At 59.6% G+C, this 15,171-nt stretch carries 13 protein-coding genes; all 13 read right to left on the reverse strand.

From position 1 onward, the window contains the following. Positions 1-26: 26 nt before the first annotated feature. On the reverse strand, positions 27-1,133 hold the full coding sequence (locus tag ACI7MX_RS21955; RefSeq protein ID WP_314485832.1) for a nitronate monooxygenase: 1,107 nt from the start codon (positions 1,131-1,133) through the stop codon (positions 27-29). Beyond that, positions 1,130-2,035, reverse strand: a complete 906-nt coding sequence (locus tag ACI7MX_RS21960) for an enoyl-CoA hydratase (protein WP_405591729.1) — start codon at positions 2,033-2,035, stop codon at positions 1,130-1,132. The genes ACI7MX_RS21955 and ACI7MX_RS21960 overlap by 4 nt, the downstream gene beginning before the upstream one ends. Before the next feature lie 18 nt (positions 2,036-2,053). Continuing rightward, a complete protein-coding gene (locus tag ACI7MX_RS21965) occupies positions 2,054-2,851 on the reverse strand; it encodes a ketoacid CoA transferase (RefSeq protein ID WP_314485828.1) in 798 nt (265 codons plus the stop codon). An 11-nt stretch (positions 2,852-2,862) separates the two neighbouring features. Next, complete coding sequence (locus ACI7MX_RS21970; RefSeq protein ID WP_314485826.1) at positions 2,863-3,738, reverse strand: CoA-transferase; 876 nt, start codon at positions 3,736-3,738, stop codon at positions 2,863-2,865. A 9-nt stretch (positions 3,739-3,747) separates the two neighbouring features. Continuing rightward, positions 3,748-4,641, reverse strand: a complete 894-nt coding sequence (locus ACI7MX_RS21975) for a VOC family protein (RefSeq protein WP_405596061.1) — start codon at positions 4,639-4,641, stop codon at positions 3,748-3,750. A 1,050-nt stretch (positions 4,642-5,691) separates the two neighbouring features. Next, positions 5,692-6,630 (reverse strand): OB-fold domain-containing protein, encoded by a 939-nt coding sequence (locus tag ACI7MX_RS21980; protein ID WP_314485822.1) that lies wholly within the window; start codon positions 6,628-6,630, stop codon positions 5,692-5,694. Between the two features lie 5 nt (positions 6,631-6,635). Continuing rightward, the gene (locus ACI7MX_RS21985) at positions 6,636-7,847 is read right to left on the reverse strand and encodes a thiolase family protein (RefSeq protein WP_314485821.1); all 1,212 of its coding nucleotides are present in this window, start codon (positions 7,845-7,847) and stop codon (positions 6,636-6,638) included. Between the two features lie 123 nt (positions 7,848-7,970). Further along, positions 7,971-9,620, reverse strand: a complete 1,650-nt coding sequence (locus ACI7MX_RS21990) for a DUF1302 family protein (RefSeq protein ID WP_314485819.1) — start codon at positions 9,618-9,620, stop codon at positions 7,971-7,973. An 80-nt stretch (positions 9,621-9,700) separates the two neighbouring features. Then, positions 9,701-10,786 (reverse strand): MBL fold metallo-hydrolase, encoded by a 1,086-nt coding sequence (locus ACI7MX_RS21995; protein WP_314485817.1) that lies wholly within the window; start codon positions 10,784-10,786, stop codon positions 9,701-9,703. Further along, complete coding sequence (locus tag ACI7MX_RS22000) at positions 10,779-12,641, reverse strand: long-chain-acyl-CoA synthetase (protein WP_405591824.1); 1,863 nt, start codon at positions 12,639-12,641, stop codon at positions 10,779-10,781. The genes ACI7MX_RS21995 and ACI7MX_RS22000 overlap by 8 nt, the downstream gene beginning before the upstream one ends. Then, positions 12,638-13,711, reverse strand: a complete 1,074-nt coding sequence (locus ACI7MX_RS22005; protein WP_405591821.1) for an alkene reductase — start codon at positions 13,709-13,711, stop codon at positions 12,638-12,640. The genes ACI7MX_RS22000 and ACI7MX_RS22005 overlap by 4 nt, the downstream gene beginning before the upstream one ends. A gap of 9 nt (positions 13,712-13,720) precedes the next feature. Further along, entirely contained in the window at positions 13,721-14,350 is a 630-nt protein-coding gene (locus ACI7MX_RS22010; RefSeq protein ID WP_146387216.1) for a nuclear transport factor 2 family protein, read from the reverse strand. Positions 14,351-14,390: 40 nt separating this feature from the next. Further along, complete coding sequence (locus ACI7MX_RS22015; protein WP_405591817.1) at positions 14,391-15,164, reverse strand: SDR family NAD(P)-dependent oxidoreductase; 774 nt, start codon at positions 15,162-15,164, stop codon at positions 14,391-14,393. Between the last annotated feature and the right edge of the window lie 7 nt (positions 15,165-15,171).

Below are 15,171 nucleotides of genomic sequence, written 5' to 3' on the forward strand. Positions count from 1 at the left end.
GTTCAGTTACACCCTTTGAAGACGTTTCACAAGCCTGCAGATACTGCGGCCTGACAGCGCGTGGCCGGGTAACGTGCATTGATCGCCATCAGGCAACGTTCCGCCTCACGAACTATTTCTTCGATCAGTTGCTGGCAGCTTTTCAACTCTCCGATCGCCGACGCCACTTGACCACACGGCAAAATGCCCTCGTCGGGGACGCCGTCCACCATCGAGCGTTGCAGCAATACCGGCTGATTAGCCGCCATCACCGTTTGCGACAAGGCACCGGGGTCTTCTTTAACGGATTGGGCAAACACCCGGAGCATGTGCCCCAGACTCATGCCGGTTTGCTGCTTCCAGTGCCAGGCGCTGCCCAAGGCAATGCGCAGTCGGCCAAACGCCCCTGCTTTTTCGAGACGGTCAATAAAAGCGTTCTCAATCATGCGATGACGCATGCCATCGACCGCCAGGGTCACGCGGATTTTTTGCGGGTCCGCGACCTTCACATAACGCTCAAGCGTCGCCGCAGGCGTGGGCGATTCTTTCGTCATCAAAAACCGCGTGCCCATCGCCACACCCGCTGCGCCGGTGGCCAGTGCACCGGCCAGGCCGCGCCCTGTGGAATAGCCGCCTGCCGCAATCACCGGCACTTGCACGGCATCCAGTACCTGGGGCAATAAAATCGTACTCGGCACTCCGCCTGTGTGCCCACCGCCCTCGCCGCCCTGCACGGTAATCATGTCGGCGCCCAATTCAACCGCCTTGATCGCATGCTTGACCGCGCCCACCGTGGGAATACACAGCACCCCTGCCTTTTTAAAGCGCTCAATGGTCTGACGATCCGGGCCGCGGCCATAGCTTACGGCGCGCAAACGGTATTCGATGGCAAGGTCCACACATTGCGCCGCATTCTCTTGGAACATATGAAAATTGAGGCCGAAATTGCTGTTCCCCAAAGCCTCGATCACCCGCTGGATTTCGGTTTCCAATTGATGGGCACTGATCGTCGCCCCGGCCAAAAAGCCAAAGGCACCCGCCTTGCTGCTGGCGATCACCAAATTGGCATCCGACACCCAGCCCATCGCGGTTTGTACGATGGGGTAGCGGCAGCCCAGTGCATCGGTTAACGCGGTGTGCAAATAATCGCTCATCGACGTTCTCCCGCAGCAGTCTTGTTCGCTTCAATCATCGCCTTGGCGTCGTAGCCGCCAAGCTTATCGCCGGAAAGCAATTCGTTATGGCTATGGGCAAAATGATGCCAGGCAAATACGGCATCCATCGCGGTGCGTTTGCCCTGTAAATCTTCAACGTGGTTGATCGCCTGCTTGGTCAGGGCCAGGCCCATGCGCGGCTGTTTGGCAATGGCCGCCGCCAGCGCATAAGTACCGGCTTGCAGTTCATCACGACTGAACAGACGGTTAACCATGCCCATTTGATAAGCACGCTCGGCGCTCATGCGGTCGCCGGTAAACAGGAACTCCTTGGCGATTCTGGGGTTCAGCTCATACGGGTGAGCAAAATACTCCACCCCCGGAATGCCCATGCGCACCACCGGGTCCTGAAAAAAAGCATCGTCACTGGCCACGATCAAATCGCAGACCCAGGCCAGCATCAGTCCGCCTGCAATACAAGCGCCCTGCACCATGGCGATGGTCGGCTTGGGTATTTCGCGCCAGCGTCGGCACATCCCCAAGTACACTTCCTGCTCACGGGCATAGAGGTATTCACCCCCGGGTTTGTTGGTGTGATCCCACCACAAACTGGCCCGGTCAAACGGTTTATTGATGTCGCGCCCCGGTGTACCGATGTCATGCCCGGCCGAAAAATGTTTGCCATTGCCGCGTAACACTATGACTTTGACCTCGTCGTCATTGACAGCGCGGCGAAAGGCATCGTCCAGCGCATAGGTCATCTGCGAGTTCTGAGCGTTATTGACCGTGGGCCGATTCAGGGTCAGCGTGGCAATGCCGTCTGCCACTGCGTACAGCACCGGCTCTTCGGTTTCATACACAGCGCCGTCAACGCGCTGCACAAATTCGCTGTCGCTACTCATAAGAGGAGTTCCTTGGCTTCAGGCCTGACGAATGCCGGGCGGATTGCCCTTAAGCGCGGCGGCGCGGTAATCATGGGGATCGAGCCGACGGATCAGCGCCAACTGCTCTGGGGTCGGTGCCACGGTTTGCTTGAGGTCTGGCGCTTTGAGCAAGGGGAAGCCGGTTTTCTCTTGCACTTCTTCAAAGCTCACACCGGGGTGCAGCGAACGGACTTGCACCGCCCGATCCGGGCCACCGAAGTCCATCACACACAGGTCGGTGACGATCAGGCGAATGTCCATCAAGTCGCTGCGCATGCCGTCACCCCAGCGTTCTGCCTTGAAGCCCACGCCTGAAACCATGTCCACTTCACCGGCAACAAACGCCCGGGTGTTGTGGCTGGGTATAAAGAACGAGTTAATGTGGTTGATGCTGTTGCCCGGCAAGCCGCGCACCCCGAGCATCGCGACTTTGGGCTTTTGATAATCGCCGATGCATGACAGGTTGGTCTGCCCCCAGCGGTCAACCTGAGTCGGGCCGATCATCGCGTGGCGTCGTCCACCCCATACGCATTCAAACACCCGCTCGAATGACAGGTAACCCGAATAGCGTGGCTGATAATCCCCACGCGGCCCCAACGGAATGGGTTCTTCAACCAAAAAGGCTTCGCTGTCCGTCATCAACAGTTCAGGGCTATGGCTCAATTTGGCCAGACTCGCACCCAGACGCGGGATCACACCCAGCCCCGAGGCAATCACTTCACCGTTATCGCGCCAGGCTTCACAGGCGGCCACGATCAGCAGTTCGGCCAAGGTAAATTCACAGGTTGCAGTCATCGTCATACTCCTCAAAACACCGGTAGCGGCAGCGCGCTCAGCCGGTCGGCACCGCCATTGCTGGCCTGATAGGCACTTTCGCCCGGCGTAACAAACTCGGCGACATACCCTTCCCAACCGCCCTCTTCAGCGGCACTGGCGCTGTAGCGCTTGAGGTGGCTCATGTCCCAGCCGTAATCAGACGGGCATGAGGTCGGATGGGCGCCAAACGGTGCATGCACCACCCCGCTGACCAGATAACGCTCGAAGGTATTGAAACGGGCCTGGGTGGCGTCAAGACTCAAGCGTTCTTCAATACGCTCGCACGACACGAAACACTGTTTGGCGGCACGCGCGTACAGATGATCGAAGTACGGGTCGGGGCCGGTCACCAAGGTGTTGCCCAGCCGGTCGGCGACGTTGACGTGCAAGAAGGCGATGTCCAGGTTTAATGCCGGCATGGCCAACAGCACCTCGCCGTCCTCATAGGGCGATTGCACCTGCTTGATGTCAGGATTGAGTCGCTCCACATCCGTGGCCAAACCACAGCGTGTGGGTAAAAACGGCAAGCGCATACCCGCCGCGCGCAGGCCCCATTGCAGCATGCCTTCGTCCAGTTCCATCAGCTCCAGCTCACCCGCCTCGCGGGCCTTGCGAAAATACGCTTCCAGCGGAATGGCATCGAGCGTGGCAAAACCAAACACCAGTTTCTTGACCTTGCCGGCGGCGCAGAGCATGCCGACTTCGGGGCCGCCATAGGCCACCACGGTGAGGTCCTTGACGTCCGAACGCAGGATTTCGCGGACGATCGCCATCGGCTTGCGCCGTGGCCCCCAGCCGCCAAAACCGATGGTCATGCCGTCACGCAATTGGCCGACCGCATCGGCCGCTGTCATTTGCTTGTTCATGGGTATTCCTTACTTTTGCTGGCCGACGGAGAAATCGTGGCCCCACAGGCTGACGCGGGTGAACTCAAAGGCGCTGTGCTCTTGCCAATCGACCAACAGACCGCCATAGCCATATTCCAGATCAAAGCCCGAAGGGGTTTTCATATAGAACGAGGTCATGCGGTCGTTTAGGTGCTGGCCCAGCGTGGCCGACTGCGGCACGTTGTGCGCAATGCTGCGGTCATAAGCGCGACCGACTTCGGTCATCGACTCGACCTCGACCATCACATGCACGCAACCGGACGGCACGGGGTATTCGGCCAACGCCAGGCTGTGGTGACGGCTGTTTTTGCAATGCAGAAAATGGATGCGGATCGGCGGGGCTGAGGGGTCGGGGCGGAAATTGAAAATGTCCGACAACTCAAAGCCGAGCACCTCCTTGGCAAAGGCCAGGGTGGCATCGAAGTTGGGGGCTGGTAACACGGTATGGCCCAGGCCCATGTCGCCGGTGATAAAGCCCGGCACGCCTTGCGGCGAGACAAAGGGCTGGCAATCGGAGCGATGGCCCCAGCTCAATTCATGGTGGTTGCCCGACGGATCGGTGACGTGCAACAAGGCCTGAACGCCGCGCTGATCGCACTGTTCGGCAGAGCCGAGACGCCAGGTGACATCGGCCTGGTCGAGGGTTTCTATCGCCGCATTGAAGGCCCGCTCGCTGGCCAGCTCCCAGCCGGAAGCGAGGTAGCGGGACTCACCGCCGGGCACTACCAGCATGCGAAAGGGGCGCTCGTCCATTTTGACGTACATGCCGCCTGCGGGGGCTTCGCTGACCATCATCCCGAGTACGTCTTGGGCATAGCGCTGCCACTGCACCGGGTCGGTGGATTCTGCAACGAAGTAGCTCAAACCACGAATGTCGATCATGCGCCTGCTCCTCAATGCCTGTATTTATTGGCTTGGAGCAGTATGGGAAGGTATCGGGAAGGGCTCATCGTCCGTTGAGACTAACGCACGTGAGCAGCGTGCGGGTCATGCAGAAAGCAGTAGTTCCACCGTGATTGGTCTGCACCCCAGTCAAGGAACGTAAGACTGGCTGGCTTGTAGCTTGTAGCTTGTAGCTTGTAGCTTGTAGCTTGTAGCTTCTAAAACAATGCCCCTGCCGCCACCGAAACAGTGGGAACGACGCTGGGGCCCATCACAGGAGGCTGAACGCAGGTGCTGTTATGGGGGTGGCGAGGCAGGACGCCGAGCCAGCCGCGATCGGGCCAAGGATGGCCCGTCGCGGCGTGCCCCCATAACAGTGCCTTCGTTCTGGCACCGGGCGAGCCTAGGCGAGCTCGGCCGTATGGTAGGGCAAGGACTTTTTGCTTACTTTTGTGGTGGTCCGACACTCGGCTGTTTGACAAAAGTGAGCCGCCGTAAGGGCGGAACCTATACTTAATCTAGACGCGAATATGGATATGTACTCGTAGCTTTTAATTGGCCAGCGTACATATCCATTAGGTGTATTAAGACGTTCTACGGGTTTCGCCCTTACGGCGAGGTACTTTTGTCAAACAGCCACAAAAGTACCCAAAAAGGCCTTGCCCCCGCGTACGGCCCTCGCTTCGCTCAGGTGTCCCTCTCTCCGGTCCCGCTCCGTGGGCACGCTGCGACGGGCCATCCATGGCCCGATCGCAGCTCTCCCGGCATCCATGCCGGTCGACCCACTCCGCGAAACCTCCACTCGGCCTCCCGAAGGGGCGGCAGATCAAAAGCCAAATCAAAAGCCAGATCAAAAGCTCACTTACGCTCTTGTAGCCGCTGTCGAGGAACGAAGGCTGCGATCGGTGGCGCTGACCTCATAAATCCATCGCCATTCACTCATTAATCCAACCTTCGATGGATTGAAGGGTTCAGGACGGCAACGCCGTCGATCGCAATTTACGTACCTTGTCAGCCACTGCGAGTGTTGGCATTGCCGGTGCCCCGGTATTACATATACAAAATCACCAGTTCGTTGATGACTGACGGACGCTCGCTGCCCAACACATGGGTGTTGAGTTCAAGGGTCAATTGCGTTCCGCTTTTAACCTGCTCGACACGCTTGACCCGCGCTCGTGAGTGGATGGTCGCACCCGCTGGCACCGGCGACGGAAAGCGCAAACGGTCAGAACCGTAGTTGACCATGTTGCTGAACCCAGTAATTTCATAGCCCAGATTCAACTGCATGCGCGATTGCAGAATCTGCACCAGCGCACCGTGGGCGATGGTGCCGCCAAACGGGCTTTGCTTGCGTGCCCGTTCAGGGTCGGTGTGTATCCAGTAATCATCCCCTGACAACTGCGCAAACGCATCGATCAACGCCTGATCGACCACCACTTGATTGCTCCACCCGCTGAATGTGTCGCTGACCAACGCCTGCAAAGCCGCGGTGTCACTGAGGGCGATCTGGCGTACGGCACTCTTTTCACTCACAACAGGCTCAGGCTCACTGCGCATGCCCTGCAAGGCAATCGGGTCTTTGTCCAGCCCGGTAAAACGCAACAGGCGTGTGCCTTTGGCATCCACCTCGGCAAATACCGGCTGCAAGGGCATGCCGATCTTGACTTCGCTCTCGTCCAGTCCCACCAGGTTGCTGTTGATCCGTACACCTTGCTCCAGCTCAATCACCGCCAGTATTTGCGGCATTTCGTCGGCAAAGTCTGGCAGTGTCGCAATGCGCGTCACGGTGTAGCTGTACAGCGTGGCAGCGCCGTTCACTTCACGCCAGGTCAGTGCATGGGCCAGACAAGACGGGCAATGCCGACGTGGGTAGAACACCCAGTGGTTGCAGTGATCGCATTGTTGAATCAGTAAGCGCTCGGCCTTCAAGCCTTCCCAGAACGGTGCTGAAATCTCGGTCGGGATTGGCATAGGTTTGTTGTTTGACATTGAATTTATGCTCCCTGAAGGATCAAAGCGCCCTGCTCACTCATCACCCCACCGGTGCCTGAGACGTATACCGTGTCGCAACGCGAAAGCTGACGCTCACCCGCCTCACCGGCAATCTGCGTAACAGCCTCGATGACTTGTGACATGCCCCCCGCCGAACCCGCCTGGCCGAAGCTGAGCTGGCCACCGTGGGTGTTCATGGGAAAATCACCGCGCCAGGTCAGGTCGTGCTCGCGGACAAAACTCATGCCTTCGCCTTTGGCACAGAAACCCGCGTCTTCCAGCGTCAGCAAAGCCGTAATGGTGTAGCAATCGTAGATTTGCGCGGCATCGACGTCTTTAGGCTTGAGCCCGGCCATGTCAAACGCCCGACGCGAAGCCGGCCCTATCGGGGTTTGCACCATGTCTTCGGCGTAAGACGGTGACTTAAACGCCAGATGCTCGCCAAAGCCAGTGATATACGTAGGACGTTTACGCGCCCGCGCCGCCACTTCTTTGGAAGCGATGATCAACGCCGCGCCTCCGGCCACCGGCATGACGATTTCGAGCACATGCAGCGGATCGGCCACTTTTTTACTGGCCAGTACCTGTTCGATGGTCAACGGCTGACCGTAAAACATGGCTTGCGGGTTGTATTGCGCGTTGGTGCGTTGATCGACGGCAATTTTGGCCAGTGCACGCGGGTCGTAGCCATATTGAGCGGCATAACGCTGGGCAATCATGGCGTAACCCGTGTTCTGGCCCATGTGGCCGTATGGCAAGTCGAACTCGGCTTCAGGGGCACCGAAGGCTGTGCTGTGCCCACCAAACCGCATGGCGCGGGCCATCCAGCTCGGGTCTTCATCTGGCCCCATCGGCGCCATACGCGCGGGCAATACACAGAGAACGGCCTGACACAGACCCAGTTCGATGGCTGCAGCAGCACGCCAGACCATCCCCACCGAAGTGCAGCCACCAAGGTCGACGACTTCGGCAAAGTTAAGGCGCAAGCCCAGGTACTCAGCGGCCATGGCGGGCACGAATACCGAGGCCTCATGAAAATGCGGGCCGTTGATGACCAGACCGTCAAGGTCCGAGGCGTTCAACCCGGCATCGCGCAAGGCCTGTGCAGCCAGGTCGGCGACTTGTTCGAGATGGAACATGCGCGGGGCCGTGGCGTATTTTTCCGGTTTGTATTGAGCGCTGCCCACAATGGCCGCGTGACCTTTAAGACCCATAGGTTTCTCTCTCTTCTTGTCTATTCATAACGCCGTAGCCGCTGCCGTAGGCTGCGAATTGGGTCAAAGCGGGTCGCTTCGCAACCCATCGCAGCCTTCGGCAGCGGCTACAAGCGTTAGTTGTCAGAACGTGTATTTCATCGAGAACGTGGCGTAGTCACGGTCTGCCAGAGGGCGGTTAATCGGATCAGGCGAACCCAAATAGGCGATGTACTTGAGCGACATTTCCAGGTTGCTCAGGTATTTGAACGTGGTGCCTGCACTGAGTCGCCGATCACCGGCCACCCCGGCAATCGTGCCGGACATCGGTGCCGCGCCGCTGAAGACGTTGGAGAAGGTGAACGGCACTTCAAGGTCCCAGCCCTGGAAGACCCCCGGATAACTAAAGGAGGCACCCACGGTGTAGGCACTGGAAGATCGGGATTTCCACGCCGACGAGGTTTTGTAGGTGTAGTCATTGGACGGCTGGATCGCGCCAGCATACGGCGCAGCAATAGGCAGTCCCTGAAGGTTTGGGGCGCCCGATACGTCATCCACATCGTCTACGCGCACGGTGACGATTTCGCCGGTCAAGGTGGTCTGGCTGGCCCATGGCCGGTCACCCAGAATGCGCATACCCGAGATTTGGAACTGCTGGCCCTTGCCGCGGGTAGGCACCGGCCCCAGGCCGGTATTGACCATCACCGGTGCGCCATCACGGTATGACCATTCCGCACCCAACTGGTATTCGCCAATCTTGGTGGTGGCGCTGATCCCGGTCAGCTTGATGTCTTCGAAGTACTTCACCTTGTAGCCGTTGGTGGTGTACGCGTACTGGCCATTGCCCAAGGCCAGCGGCTGATAACCGACCAGCGCGGTGGCCGGGTTTTTGTCGTGGTAGACCACATGGAACAGCGACAGCTCAATGTCGGTGATCGGACGGAAGCGGATTTGTGCGCCCCACTGGCCGCTGTCTCGAGGTTCGTCGGTGCCGGCGTAGTTGATGCGTGAACCATTGGCCCCGAGGATAAACTCGCGGCCCGGGCCAATCACATCAGAGGTCGACAGGTAGCTGCCCACTGGCGGCAGTTCAGTGCCCTTCCACTCATACTGCACATAACCGCCCAACGTGAACTGCGGGTTGATGCGGTAAGACGCCGAGACCTGGCCCACCGGAAGCAACACTTCCTTGACCTCAACCCCCGGCTGCGCCGCTTTCACCGCATCGGACGGGTTCTGTACGCCGTTTACGCCCGGGTAATACAGGCTCTCGCCCCATGATTCGATGTGTCGACCGGCCTTGACGTCGAGCATCGTGTCGTTGTCAAAGCGCCAGCCGCCAAACACATAGGCATCGAGCAAGCGTGTGCGCCCGCCACTGTAGTAGCGGGTTTGGCTGGTAAATTCGTCGTTATCGCCGGTTTTGTTGACCGTGCTGGGCGAATCGTTGTCGTTTTTGCGGTGGTAGACATCGTCGTAGAAGGTACTGGCGCGCACCACGGCGCCGTAGTTGTCTTTACGCAAAATCATCTCGCCCAGTGCGCCCACCCGGTTGGTGGTCAGGCTGTGCTGATCGAAGTTGCGGTTCGGGTCATCGGCGTTAATGCCCATCAGGCGATTGCTCGGATCACCCAGGCGCATGCCGATGCCATAGCTGGTGGTGACAGACCAATCGATGGTTGCCCCGTTGTCGAATTCAATCGTCTCTCCCGCCCACGTCGGACTGGATACCAGCGCCACGGCGACTGCCAGGCCGGTGAACTGGAAGCTTTTATTGTTGTTTTTATAGATCACACTGGCTCTCCTGATTAGCGACCCGGTGGCCGCCTCGATGGGTTCAAGCGTCATTGCATTGCACGGCGCATAGCCCCGGCTCAAAACAACTGAAGCGGGTCGAACTTCACGACTCCTGTCGTGCACCGTCGATAACGGTGCAACCCTCCTTGTTCCTCACGGACGAGCGCCCCCTCGGCCATCAGGTAATTGGCGTGGGCCAGGGTTTCGCCCACGGCCATCAACTCGTCGAAACGACCTGACAGCTTTTTAAACAGCACCGTCATCATCTCCAGCCCCGTCAATGGCTGCTCACAGGCGTCCAGTAACTGCTGCAAGTGATTGAGATGGTGGTCGCGCAGTTGATCCAGACGCAGGTGCAGGTTGAAAAAAGGCCGCTCGTGCGCAGGCAGCACCAGCACGCTGTCGGGGATTACCCGCAGCCGTTCGATAGAGTCCAGCCAGTCACGCAGCGGATTGGCTTCTGGCTCCGGCACATACACAGAAATGGTTGAAGTGATACGCGGCAACACCTGATCGCCCGAGATCAGCAAGCCGTCATCGGCGGCATACAGGCAGGCGTGTTCGGGTGAATGACCGTTGCCCATCACCACCTGCCAGCGTCGACCGCCAATGGTGAACTCACTGCCATGGCTGATGCGGGTAAAACTGGCGGTCAATTGCGGCCTGAAGTGCTCGCCCTGAATCAGCGGCAGCAATGAGGCGGCGCGCTCAGCGGTGAAACCGGCCTTTTGGTAGAAGTCGAGAAACGCCCACTCTGGCTCGGCAGCTTTAGGCGGGCCGTGGTGCAAGGCATCGAATTCGCCTAGAGTCATCAGCACCGGGCACCGGAAGCGCTCGGCCAGCCAGCCGACCACACCGGTGTGGTCACTGTGAAAGTGTGTGCAAATGACGGCCTTGAGTGGCAGACCCCCCAGCACGTCGACAAATACCTGCTCCCAGACAGCGCGGCACTGATCGCTGTTGAGTCCGGTATCGACCGCGACCCAACCGTCTCCGTGGCGCAGTAAATACAGATTGATATGGTCAAGGCCAAACGGCAACGGCATGCGCAGCCACAGCACGCCCTCTGCTACGGTCTGCACCTGGCCATTGGCAGGCGGTTGTGGCCACGGATAGCGCAGACCGTCCCGCCATTCATGGCCGTGCTCGTCGAGGTTACTCATGGCCACTGCCTGCGAAGGGCGCCAAACCGGCGCGCGCCAACACGTGCAGCGAGTACGGCTGATAAGTGCGCGTACTTTCATCGCGCACGAACAAAGGGTCGGCAAACAAGTCAGGCGCGTAGCCCTGACGCTGCAAATCGACCTTGCGCAGTTTGAAGGTGCTGGTCAGGTCTGCCGCCGCTGAAACCCGCACAAACATCGGCGCGGCGTAGCGCGGCAAGCGGGCTTCGGTCAGCTCATAAAACGCCTGCGGGTCAAACACCTGTCCGGGCTGCATGAGGATCGCGGCCATGCCCGCCCGGCCTTCGTGATCCGGGACTTGCACACCATACACGTTGATCAGTTCAAGGCCCGGCAAATCACTCAGCGTGTCTGCTACTTCAAGGGTCGAAACGTTTTCGCTTTTCCAGCGATAGGTGTCACCGATACGGTCGACAAAGTAGAAATAGCCGTCATCGTCGTAACGCAGCAGATCGCCCGAACTCCAGTACGCATCGCCCTCTTGGAACACGTTGCGGCGGATCTTGCTTTCGCTGGCGGCCTCGCTGGTATACCCCTCGAAGCGCCCGCCACCCATGAGCGGATGATTGACGATAAAACCCATCGCCTCACCCACTTCGCCCGGTTTGCAGAGCTGGTAAAAGCCCTGTTCATCCCGTGGGTGGCTGTCGCTTTCAACGTCATAGCGCACCAGGCGCAGGTTGGTACGGTTCCAGTCCGGCACACGGCCACACGAACCGACGTAGTTGTCGACATTGATCAAGTTAGCGTTGGCCTCGGTCGCCCCCCAGCCTTCAAACACCTGAATCGGGCCGAAGCGCTCAAGCCAGCGTTGCCAGGAATCCGGGGTAAGTCCGGCGCCGAGCATCACGCGCAAGCTGTGCTCGTGCTCACCGTCCTGAGCGGGCTGGTTCAGCAGGTAACGGCAAATTTCGCCAATGTACTGAAACACCGTGATCTGATGGCGGCGCACGTCCTGCCAGAATTCACGCACGCTGAATTTGCGCCGTACCACGATGCTTGCGCCACAACGCAAAGCCGTGGACGTGACCGATGTCGCCGCCGCGCCGTGGTAAAGCGGCAAGCAGCAATAAAACACGTCATCAGGGGTGACGCCCATGGTGACTTCCATCACGTCGCCTGACGATAACCAGCGCATATGACTGTAGCGCGCCGCTTTGGGCAGGCCGGTGGTGCCGGACGTGAAGATCAGCAAGGTGGTGCTTTCAGCCGTAATGCCGGCACGTACAGTTTTGGGGAATGGGGTCGCAGGCGCACTGGCCATCTGCGCAGCCAGACCGACGTCTACCCGGGACGGCATCAGGCTTTCATAGGGGTTTTGGGCATCTTCAATCAGCCACAGCGGCACGTCCGGCAAGCCTTCGCTGCCCAGTACATTGCTCAGGCACTCCTCGCCCACCAGCAATGCCTTGGCCGCCGTGGTGAGCAAGGCATGGGCCAACGGTTTTCCGCTGACTTGGGTATTGATGAATGCCACTACCGCGCCCAGTTTGACCAGCCCAAACCAGCTGAAGAAAAACTGCGGGCGGTTTTCCATGGCAATCGCGCACACATCACCGGGGCGCAAGCCTCTGGCATAAAACACATGCGCCATGCGATGGGCTTGTGCATCGACCTGGGCGTAGGTGTACGCCTGATCGCCGTAAATCAGGAAGGTGCGTTCAGCAAACTGCTGCGCCTGATCTTCCAGACGATCCGCCAGGGTGTAGAGGTCAGCCGGTTTAATCTGGGCGCTGGCGGCCGAGCGCAGATCGAGCAACGCTTGCGTCTGTTCGCGCGGCACGGGTTGTTGTTTGAACTGGGTCAATGAGGCGATACGGGACATGTCATTCATGACGCCACCGCTTCGGCCAGTGGGTAATCGCTGTAGCCTTCGGGGCCCGGCGAGTACAGGGTCTTGCGATCAAATCGTGCCAGCGGCAAGCCGTGACGCAAGCGTTCGACCAGATCCGGGTTGGCAATAAAGTGCCGGGCAAAGGACACCGCCTCGCCCTGCCCGGCCTGCAGAGCCGCTTGTGCAGTAGCACCGTCAAAACCATCATTTAAAATCAACCCGGCGCTGCAATGGCGCTGGGCTAACGCGAAGGCATCCAGTTCGCTCAACGGCGAGCGCATGATATGCACGTACGCCAGATTCAGCGGTTCGGCCGCCCTGCACAGGGCCTCGGCCGTGGCCAGCGGGTCGCTGTCTTCGATGTCATTGAAAGGGTTACCCGGACACAGGCGCAGGCCCACGCGGCCTGAACCAATGGCCGAGGCCATAGCCGTCAACACCTCAGCCGGGAAGCGCACGCGGTTGTCTACGCTGCCACCGTAGCGGTCGTTGCGCAGGTTGCTGCCAGAGGCCATGAATTGCATCGGCAAATAACCGCTGGTGCAGTGCAGCTCAACCCCGTCAAAACCTGCCGCGCGGGCGTTCAAAGCAGCCTGACGATATTCGCCGATCACCGCTTCAATATCCTCAATCGACAACGCTTGTGGCTCGTCGGTGTCGACCATCCCGGCGCGGTCGGTAAACAGCTGCGTGCGTGCCCGTATGGCCGAAGGGGCCACCGTGGCCGCGCCAGCGGGCTTGTTCAGAGCGCTCGCGGCCCGGCCCACGTGCATCAATTGCAACACGATCAACCCGCCTTCGGCGTGTACGGCATCGGTTACGGCCTTCCAGGCAGCGATCTGTTCGGCGCTGTAAATGGCCGGTGTGCGGCAATAGCCCAGACCGCTGGCCGACGGCGCAGTGCCCTCGGCCACGATCAGCCCGGCCGAGGCCCGCTGGCGGTAGTACTCGATCATTTCAGCCGTCGGTACACCCCGATTGTCGGCGCGGCTACGGGTCATGGGCGCCATGACAATCCGGTTGGCCAGTTCAAGTTCACCCAACCGCACAGGTTCAAACAAAATGCTCATAGTGGCTCCTTAGCGCACGCGGATCTTCGGCGCGCCAGCCCCACGGCGCAGGGTGGCAAGAAAGTGTTCGACCGGTGCTGCCGTCGCCACCTGTGGCAACTGATCCTTGTCCGGGCGGTTGGCCCAGAACTCGTGCCAGGACGGGAACAGATCGTGGAAGGTGCCTGCGTAGGGTTCGCGCCCCGGCCAGCGCATTTTCTGTGTACCAATCGGCGGTTTGTTGAGATCGCTGGCGTACCAGTAGCACGGCAGGCGACGACGGAAATACCAGCGCCCCTGCATGCGCTCATAGTCATCCCAATAGAGCATTTGCATGGTTACCCACTCGGGCCCGGTCTCGTGCTCGTTCTTGGAATACACCACGCCCACGGCATGATCCGGGTCGGTGAACTCGATGAGGTGCTGGCCCAAGTGATGGGAGGTGCCGTGAAACTGGTCACGCAACGTGCTGTCGACCCAGGCTTTAAGGTGCGCCCGCCCGGTTTTTTCACGCCCGACCCGAATGTCTTCGGCAAACAGATTGACGTGGGCATCGAGGTCACGCATGTCCAGCGACAATGAATATTTGCCGGCCAGCTGGCGAATTTCTTCAATCGACTCCAGCCGGTCAAGACGGGCGAGCAAGGCGTTCTGTTCCATGTGCGGTGTCCTTAAAGCGGTCTTTAAATGCCCGAACTGATTACTCAAGTACGGTGTACAACTCGCTGCTGCGCCCGCCGTCGACCGGCAGACTGGCCCCGGTGATGTACGAGGCTTCATCGCTGGCCAAAAACAGAATGGCGTTAGCCACTTCCACCGGTTGGCCGACACGTTTGAGCGGGATCAGTTTTTCGGTATTCAGACGGGTTTTGTCATCGGTCAACATGCCCGCGGTGGCCGGGGTCTCGACCACGCCGGGAATCACCACATTGCAGCGAATGTTGTGGCTCGCGCCTTCACTGGCGGCAGCGCGACTGAAGTTAATGACGGCCGCCTTGGCGGCTGAGTAACCGGCCATCCACGGCGTGCCAAACAGGCCGCAGATCGACGCGATATTGATGATCGAGCCACTGCCCTGCGCGCGCATCAGCGTCATGGCCGTGCGTGTGCCCCAGAACGTGCCATCCACGGTGGTGGCGAAGTTGGAATGCCAGTCAGCGGTTGAGGTGCTGTCAATGGCGCCCCAGCTGTAGGCCATGGCGTTATTGACCAAGATATCCAGACGACCATTGCGCTCTGCCGCTGCCGTGATGGCCGCGACATAGGCGGCTTCATGACTGACATCGGCCACGGCGCATTCAGCGCGGCCACCGGCATCACGAATCTGTGCCGCCACGGCCTCAAGAGGCTCAATGCGCCGACCGCAGAGCACGACCAGCGCGCCCTCCTCGGCAAAGCGCAAGGCTGTGGCCGCGCCGATGCCTGAGCCGGCTCCGGTGATAAATGCTACTTTGCTGTTTAAACGAGTTCCCATGACGCTC

Origin of the sequence: Pseudomonas sp. 2024-210 (genome assembly GCF_045062345.1) — a bacterium.
In the GTDB taxonomy this organism is placed as follows: domain Bacteria; phylum Pseudomonadota; class Gammaproteobacteria; order Pseudomonadales; family Pseudomonadaceae; genus Aquipseudomonas.